We start from the raw sequence: 7,359 nt of genomic DNA, 5'->3' as shown, positions 1-7,359 counted from the left end.
ACGCTGGAGAACGGCAGCCTGCTTCCCAGCTGGCTGAACTTCGACGCAGCCACGCGCACGTTCTCAGGCACGCCACCGCAGGACTACAACGGCAGCCTGGCCCTGCGGGTCACCGCCAGCGACGGGACGCTCAGTGCCGCCTCCAACTTCACCCTGACGGTCACGCCGGTGAACGACGCGCCTGTGGTGGCACAGGCGCTGACGAACCAGTCAGTGGCTGAGGACACGCGCTGGAGCTACACGGTTCCGGCCAGCACCTTCACGGACATCGACGCGGACGCCCTGACGCTCTCGGCAACGCTGGAGAACGGCAGCCTGCTTCCCAGCTGGCTGAGCTTCGACGCGGCCACGCGCACGTTCTCCGGGACGCCACCGCGGGACTACAACGGCAGCCTGGCCTTGCGGGTCACCGCCAGCGATGGGACGCTCAGCGCCGCCTCCAGCTTCACCCTGACGATCACCCCCGTCAACGACGCGCCTGTGGTTGTCAGCCAAATACCGGACCAGTACGTCCGCCCAGGTACTGCCATGACCCCGTTCCGAGTTCCAACCGGAACCTTCACAGACGTGGACGGAGACGTCCTAACGCTCTCGGCGACGCTTGAGGACGGCAGCGCCCTTCCTGCGTGGCTAAGCTTCAACGCGACCACTGGCATATTCTCGGGTACGCCCACCGGCACCGGAGACCTCGTTTCGGTTAAGGTCAAAGCGAGTGATGGCAGCCTGTCGGTCGCGGACACCTTCGAGTTCCGGATCGGCCGCGTGCTAAGTGGCGGCAACGGTGCCGACACCCTCGCGGGAGGCGTGGGCGAGGACGTCATCTCTGGTGGCAATGGTGACGATCTGCTGCGCGGTGGCGAAGGTCGCGATCAGCTGTTCGGCGACAATGGTGCCGATCGCCTCGAGGGCGGGGCTGGCAACGACGTTCTGACCGGGGGGAATGGTGACGACTTGCTGATCGGCGGGAGCGGGCACGACCTGTACGTATTCGGAAAATCGAATGGTGCGGATCGGATCCAGGGAGGGTTCACGCTGGGCGAAGATTACCTGAAGCTGATCGATGGGGTCGCGATCCGGAGCGTGGCCACGGTGGGCGGGGACACGGTCGTACAGCTCACCAATGGATCGGTGACGATCGAGGGGCTGACGGGGGCGAATGCGGCGGCGCTGCTCGTCCCGAGCGGCGCACTCGGGGCGGACGGCTTCCTGCTGTGATGCCGTCGCCGACCTGATCCCCGTCCGGGCAACCCCACGGGTGTGGGCGTCCAGCGCGACGCCCACACCCGCCGGGCTTGGCTCAGGTGAGCTCGTTGCCGGCCTCGCACCGTGCGAAGGGCTGGCGTCCCCTCACGCGCTCCCCACTGGCCACCAGGCTCAGCCGCGTAACGTGCGGCTCGCCGAACACGTCCGCGTAGGTCAACAGGCCGACCACGTGCAGTCCCATCTCTCCCGCCAGCAGCCGCTCGGCCAAGCCGGAGCTGGCCTGCAGGTCCAGGCGCTGCAGGATCACCTGCCCGTCGCGGGCCGCCAGCACACTGGGCATTGCGTCAGCCGGGGAGCTCTGCAAATTCGGCAGTTCCGAGGCGGGGAAGGGCAGCACTGTGAGCTCGAGCCGGGCCGTCAAGTCGAGGGCAGGCGTGAGGCCGTGGTTGCGCACCTCTGCCCGCACGACGATCTCCTGACCCGGGGCGAAGCGCTGGAACGTGACCGAGCTCACGTCCACGTAGGCGCGCAGTTGCCGCGCGCTGGTGGCGCGCTGCAGGTCGGCGGTGGCGGCGGCGGCCCGGGCTAGATCGGCGGTAGCCCCGGCCTGCTTGGCGGCGAGGCGGCTAAGCCGGCTGGCCAGGCGCAGGACCAGGATGCACAGCACAACCAAGAGCAGGACTACCCAGATCAGGAGGGCGTCGTGGAGGCTGAGTTGGCGCAGGGCCGCGATGCCGTCCTCGATGGCAGCCGTGATAATGCGCCGGAGAGCCGGCCAGTCGAGGAACTGGTCAAGGAGAGCGAGGGCGCGGCGAGAAAGGTCGGAGAGGTCAGGCATGCGGGCGCGGGGCGTGAGGCGGATAGGCCAGGGTAGGCCAAAGACCTTGACGCTCTCACTCTGGAGCAGGTGGGCTCGATGGAGCGGTTCGGTCCGCTGCGAGGCATCGTGCGGAGCGGCAGGGTGCGTGAGGCGCTCCAACGGGTTGGTCGAGTGCAACTTGGCCCGGTGTGCTGCCGGGAAGCCCAGTGGGCCAGGACGTCGGTGTCCGTGGCGTCCATCAAGGCTGCCAGCTTCGGCACCTTGGGTCGGAGCTGATCGGATACCCGTCGCCACTGCTGACGAGCCGCCTCGGCGTCCTCCTGGGTGAAAGCGGTGACGATGAAGGCCGAGACGAGGCACCAGCCCTAGCGGCCGGCTGCCGCCAGCACCATGGTTCGTTTTGGGCATGCCCTTCGTGAACCAGCTCCCGATTGGTTCAATAAATATCACTTGACCATTTAAGACGAACCAGCATGATGTAAACCATCCAAACTGAACCGATGGGATCAGGGATGTTTGTTCGGGCCTACCTTCGCGCCAGCACTGACGAGCAAGACGCCACGCGCGCCCGTGCGCAGCTCGATTCCTTCGTGGAGGAACGGGGTTTGCGGATCGCGGCCTACTACGTGGAGAATGAGAGCGGTTCGAGCCTTGACCGGCCCGAGCTGTTCCGACTCCTCAGAGACTCGAGGCCCGGTGACGTGCTCCTGATCGAGCAGGTAGACCGCCTGTCGCGCTTAGACGAGGCTGACTGGAACACGCTCAAGGTCGAGATCACGGCGCGGCGCGTTCGCGTCGTCGCCCTGGACTTGCAAACATCGTACATGATGTTGACCGGGGCCGCGGTTGATGAGTTCACGGCCCGCATGTTCGAGGCCATCAACAGCATGCTTCTCGACATGCTGGCTGCGATCAGCCGTAAGGACTACATGGACCGGCGTCGCCGGCAGGCGCAGGGGCAGGCCAAGGCGAAGGCCGCGGGCCGCTACAAGGGCCGCCCTGAGGACGTGGAGCGCAATGCGTCGATCGCCGCGATGCTCGGCAAGGGGCTGTCTTGGTCTCAGATCCAGGCCGCCACCGGGTGCAGCCGGGCGACCATTTCCAAGATCGCGAAGCGGGCTGCCTGAACGCGGCGGGCTGGGCCGTTCCCTCCGAAGAGACCCAGCCCGCCGATGACTCAGGCGAGTGGCAGCTGGCTGATAGGGCTGCTGAGCTTACGTTGTGAGCGCTTGCGGTTTCCTTTAGGGTTCGCTTCGTCCTGCGGTAGGGAGCCGCTGGGTCAGACGTCCACTCAAGCGCACGATTCCTTGAGCCGCCGCAATGCCTCGCTACTGCTTTAGCTTGAAGATTGGCGACCGCTGTCTCGATGGAGGTGGTATCGAGCTTGCCGACGACACAGCTGCTCTCGCTCATGCTTGGCAGATCGGTCGTGTATTGCTGAGACTCCCTGATCGCTCGGATGATTGGGCTGAGGGGATCCTGATCATCGAGGCTGCGGACGGCGGAGACAGCTTTGCCTTACCGCTGTCAGATGTCGCGGCTGGGCGATGTCGCGCAAGAGCCCATTGAGTAGTGGCGGGCCGCGGCATGCCCTCGGGGGAGGATGCCCGGCCCGCCGGCCTCGCTGACGGTGGGCGCGCAGCGAGGCGGCTCGGTTTCTAGATTGTTACAGATTGCACGCAATTCGATCGTATGAGCTAGGCCGAACTGGCGTTTGTACGTGCCTTGTTCCCGCATGACTTGGGAGGGCGACCGCGACCGCGGCGAACCTGATCAGGGCCGCGCAGAGGATCGTGGTCCGGGTCGCAACTCTCACTGTCGTCGGTGGCGGTGAGACGGGCGACGCTGGCGGTGTGCTCCGCCATGACTCGGGCGATCTCAGCTCGCACCAGCTCCGCAACGCCAGGATCGGCAGACGCCTCGACAGGCGCGGTGACCGGCACCGGCACCGTCTCGTCGGAGAGAAGCGCGCCGACGCGATCGGCACCGAGCGACCGGATCAGATTGCGAACCATCCGGTCAATCTCACCCCGATGATGGGTGCCGGTGTGGCAGCAAGGGCATTCGGTCCGGGCCGCAGCCTCCTCCTGAGGCCGACGACGCGCCTCTTCGCTCGCCTGGAAATCGTCTAGCGCGGCACGCGAGCGGGCTTGAATCTCCGGGTCGTTCATCATCGCCTGCCAGCGCGCCCTCTTCTCGGCGGCGGCCTTCTGTCTCGCAAGAAGAGAGGTCATCGGGCACCTCCGACTCGAGCGTTGAGCGCGGCGAGGGCAGCGTTGTCACCAGATCGAGCGGCAACCATCAGCTCGGTCATGTTCGGAATAGTCTTCGCGTTACCGAGCGGGTTGCTAGCGAAATGGGCTCGAATTTCGGGATTTTCTCTCGCAAGCCTCATCACTTCGCTCGGAGTGAGCTTGCTGAGATCGGCCGGAGACTTGGGAACAACAGGCGTGGGCGGCCCGGCATTCGTCTCAGGCGCAGGGATTCCGACACCGAACCGAGCGGGATTGGCTCGCACCATGTTGCGGACAGCCGTGAACGGCGAAGTGAACGCGCCGTCACGATAATCAAACTCGCCGTCGTCACCCTTCCACAACGTGGAACCGTCCGAATTGACGATGACGCGGGAAGCAATGTCGTTGACGAGCGCGGTACGAGCGCTGTCTGAGAGTTGAGAATTCTTACCGGATAGAGCGGACCGAATGGCTTCAATCGCTACGGTCGTTGAAAAATCATTGTTCATTGAATTGCTTGATGGTGTTGGGGTTGTATAGATCGATGCCGCAGCGGACGACGCGCTTCACATATTCTGCGACGGACAGACCGCTCCTGGCAGCCTCCTCCTCGATACGTTTCGCGAGTTCAGGACCCGCAGAGAATGCGACCAATAGCGGTCGAGGATCATCGGTCATGCCGGCGCCTTGCCTTCGACACGGTGGCAGTACCGCCGAGATCGGCGAGCAATTTCATGATCGCGGCGCGGGCTATGGCTGATCGGCTGATGCCGAGCAACGCGGCGGCTGTGTCCAATCGGGCTACGGTGCCACTCGGTAATCGGCTGGTACAGGATTCAGGTAGGGCAGGGATCATGCAGCGGTCGGGGCCTTCCGCTGATCAGTGAGAGCGCCGGTTTCGCGTAGGCGGCTCAAGACAGCCCTGCGCATCCAAGCTGCCCGGGAAATTAGTTCGTCAGATGCGGCCTTGTCGATCGCCGCGACGAGGTTCGTCGGCAGATTCAGGCCGACGACGCGTTGTACGGTGTCGGTAGGTGTGGTCATGGTGATTCCGAAATGATTTCGTTTTTTGGAATGTGGGAGTGCTCAAAATGGATTAAGAAGAAACGTATTTGTTGACCGCAGCTTCCCATTACAGGAAGCCCACGCGGGTCGGATCGCCTCACGCCCTTGCGCCCCCGATTACTGGGGGACCCCGGAAACCCGCCGGGGAGGGGAGGCCGTTGCCGTTAGCGACGTGGCATGGGGCAATGCCCCCAGAGCCTCGTTCGGGTCCCCCGTGAGGGACTTTCGACCCCATGGGCGTCGCTAACCGCCCGGCCGCCGTGAGTGGGTTTCCCCACCCGCGGAAGGTACTCCTTACGGAGCACCCCACGCAGAATGTATAATATCTTTGTGGATGAATGTCAAATCTACATCAGCAATTACCGGGAAATATCGTTTCTTGCCGGCTCGTTCTCTCTCTGCATCCCTTCGAGAGGTAGGCGGCAATTTCAATGATTTTCTAGCAGGAGGATGGTCGAGATCGTCCCGGCCGTTCCGCCTCATCCTGTCGATCATCGATGCGTCACACGAGACGCACCGCGATCAATCCGGCCACCCACCCAACTCCCCAAACGCCAGGATCGCAGCCGGGGCGTTGGCGACCAGTCGGGCGTAGATCTCGGCCTCGCGATCGTGCGCTCGGATCGGCATCACGCGCGTGTCGGCCGCATCGTCGTCGGGATCGTTGGCGGCCATCAGGTAGAACGGAACGATGGATGGCGGGACGGGGACGGCGAGGTCGGCGCAGATGTCGTTGCCGTTGTCGTTGGCCGGCAGACGCGCACCCTGGTCCGGGGAATCGCCTGCCATCTCGGTTTCAATGACCGCGAAGGAGGCGTGGGTTTCGGCCGTCGCGACATTCACGAGAGAGGCCGAGACATCGATCCCGTTCTCCCCGCGGTCAGTCTCAACCGTGGTCGCGGTCGCGGTGCTGGACGCGATGTCGAGACTGTTCGTCGAGGCCGATGCCTCTTCCTCGTGCTCGGCGGGCTCGGCCGTGGTCGAGGGTTCAGCGCTGGACCCGATGTTGAGACCGATCGTCGGGGGCGGTGCTTCCGGGCTGCAAATTTCCGTCGGGAACAAGAGTCCCCCTATGTCTGTACCTGTCACCGACGAATTTTGGCAGGCAGCCGCAGCGTCCAGCTTGGCTATCTCGGCAGCAAGGTCGATCACGCTGGTACGGATGAGGTCGCGAGCCTTCTTGACCCCGATCTTGAGGGCTGCCGCTACTCGCTTCGTGTCCCGCGTGAGCGTGCGCGACGATTGCGGCTTGGCGCCTGCACCGCGACGACGGTTCTCGGAATAGGCCCGGTCATACTCCCGATCGTCAGAGGCCCGCACATCCGGCGGCCGGTCGATCGACACCAGGGAATTGAGTACGTTCGCCCTCACCTCATCCTCACGGATCTGGAGGGCTTCTGCGATCGTATCGACCCGAAGCACGGGCGTGGAGAGATCGGGCGTGCCACCGTACTCCGGCACGAACTCTACCGCCCACGCACGCACCAGCTCGCCAGGATCGTCACCGTAGCGAGCGGCCTTGAGGACCAACGCCCCGACCGCACACCGGACGTACTGCCCAGGCTTCACTACATCGAACGACCCCATGGCTCGGCGGTACGTGATGAGCCGTTCGAGGTCGTTGAGCCGGATGCGGATGTGGGGCTGAACCCACGGTCCCCAACCGCCGTCTAGGCCGTCGTTCCGGTCGAACGTGCGGTGGAGGCGTTCAGCGAAACGCCGTGCGCTATAGAGGCCGATCGCGGCGCCAGCGTCCGGAGCGGCGGGCGGCTGGCATTCGATTCCGTGATCAACCGCTTGTCCGTCATCAAAATCGGTGATATCAGGGATGTAGCTCAACTGTTCTGCGGCTCACCCGTGTTTGCGCCACGGGGAGCCGTCCTTTTTCATGTTGTTGATGATGGTCCTCCGAGGCAGTCAGGCCCCGGGGGCGATTTGTCGTGCCCGAAATTCAAGGAAAATCCCTGGAAATTCGAAATTAATTCGGCTTTTAAGTAGGCGGCAATTGAGTTATGGCAGGCATTACAGCCCGCTTGC

8 protein-coding genes and 1 pseudogene are annotated in these 7,359 nt (G+C 64.1%); 3 read left to right on the top strand and 6 right to left on the bottom strand.

Going from position 1 to position 7,359, the window contains the following annotated elements:
- A partial coding sequence (locus tag EU555_RS04735; protein ID WP_167858431.1) for a putative Ig domain-containing protein occupies window positions 1-1,215 on the top strand: 1,215 nt, incomplete at its 5' end.
- 82 nt (window positions 1,216-1,297) lie between these two features.
- Here EU555_RS04735 and EU555_RS36020 read toward each other — a convergent pair.
- Together EU555_RS36020 and EU555_RS04730 are read right to left on the bottom strand one after the other, a co-directional pair.
- Window positions 1,298-2,041, bottom strand: coding sequence for a hypothetical protein (locus tag EU555_RS36020; RefSeq protein ID WP_167858421.1), 744 nt, complete (start codon window positions 2,039-2,041; stop codon window positions 1,298-1,300).
- A gap of 129 nt (window positions 2,042-2,170) precedes the next feature.
- A pseudogene (locus EU555_RS04730) lies at window positions 2,171-2,412 on the bottom strand (transposase); the annotation flags it as partial.
- Window positions 2,413-2,535: 123 nt separating this feature from the next.
- Between EU555_RS04730 and EU555_RS04725 the strand changes: the two are divergent.
- Both EU555_RS04725 and EU555_RS37675 read left to right on the top strand, forming a co-directional pair.
- On the top strand, window positions 2,536-3,150 hold the full coding sequence (locus EU555_RS04725) for a recombinase family protein (RefSeq protein ID WP_135413438.1): 615 nt from the start codon (window positions 2,536-2,538) through the stop codon (window positions 3,148-3,150).
- 193 nt (window positions 3,151-3,343) lie between these two features.
- On the top strand, window positions 3,344-3,592 hold the full coding sequence (locus tag EU555_RS37675) for a DUF6894 family protein (protein ID WP_425375083.1): 249 nt from the start codon (window positions 3,344-3,346) through the stop codon (window positions 3,590-3,592).
- A gap of 128 nt (window positions 3,593-3,720) precedes the next feature.
- Here the strand turns inward: EU555_RS37675 and EU555_RS04720 are convergent, their stop codons facing one another.
- The 4 genes from EU555_RS04720 to EU555_RS04700 form a co-directional block, all read right to left on the bottom strand.
- A complete protein-coding gene (locus EU555_RS04720; RefSeq protein WP_135413436.1) occupies window positions 3,721-4,257 on the bottom strand; it encodes a hypothetical protein in 537 nt (178 codons plus the stop codon).
- The gene (locus EU555_RS04715) at window positions 4,254-4,766 is read right to left on the bottom strand and encodes a hypothetical protein (protein WP_135413434.1); all 513 of its coding nucleotides are present in this window, start codon (window positions 4,764-4,766) and stop codon (window positions 4,254-4,256) included. The genes EU555_RS04720 and EU555_RS04715 overlap by 4 nt, the downstream gene beginning before the upstream one ends.
- Window positions 4,756-4,935: a hypothetical protein gene (locus EU555_RS04710; RefSeq protein WP_135413432.1), complete on the bottom strand. Its 180-nt coding sequence runs from the start codon at window positions 4,933-4,935 to the stop codon at window positions 4,756-4,758. Before EU555_RS04710 ends, EU555_RS04715 begins: the two co-directional genes overlap by 11 nt.
- 909 nt (window positions 4,936-5,844) lie before the next feature.
- Window positions 5,845-7,161: a hypothetical protein gene (locus tag EU555_RS04700; protein WP_135413428.1), complete on the bottom strand. Its 1,317-nt coding sequence runs from the start codon at window positions 7,159-7,161 to the stop codon at window positions 5,845-5,847.
- Between the last annotated feature and the right edge of the window lie 198 nt (window positions 7,162-7,359).

The organism is Methylobacterium nonmethylotrophicum, from assembly GCF_004745635.1.
Lineage (GTDB): Bacteria > Pseudomonadota > Alphaproteobacteria > Rhizobiales > Beijerinckiaceae > Methylobacterium > Methylobacterium nonmethylotrophicum.
This window is presented reverse-complemented; position numbering and strand designations above follow the sequence as displayed.

Excerpts from the sequence above, each read along its gene's own strand:
- EU555_RS04725 (WP_135413438.1), top strand. The coding sequence starts at position 2,536 with ATGTTTGTTCGGGCCTACCTTCGCGCCAGCACTGACGAGCAAGACGCC.
- EU555_RS04720 (WP_135413436.1), bottom strand. The coding sequence starts at position 4,257 with ATGACCTCTCTTCTTGCGAGACAGAAGGCCGCCGCCGAGAAGAGGGCG.
- EU555_RS04710 (WP_135413432.1), bottom strand. The coding sequence starts at position 4,935 with ATGACCGATGATCCTCGACCGCTATTGGTCGCATTCTCTGCGGGTCCT.
- EU555_RS36020 (WP_167858421.1), bottom strand. The coding sequence starts at position 2,041 with ATGCCTGACCTCTCCGACCTTTCTCGCCGCGCCCTCGCTCTCCTTGAC.
- EU555_RS04715 (WP_135413434.1), bottom strand. The coding sequence starts at position 4,766 with ATGAACAATGATTTTTCAACGACCGTAGCGATTGAAGCCATTCGGTCC.
- EU555_RS37675 (WP_425375083.1), top strand. The coding sequence starts at position 3,344 with ATGCCTCGCTACTGCTTTAGCTTGAAGATTGGCGACCGCTGTCTCGAT.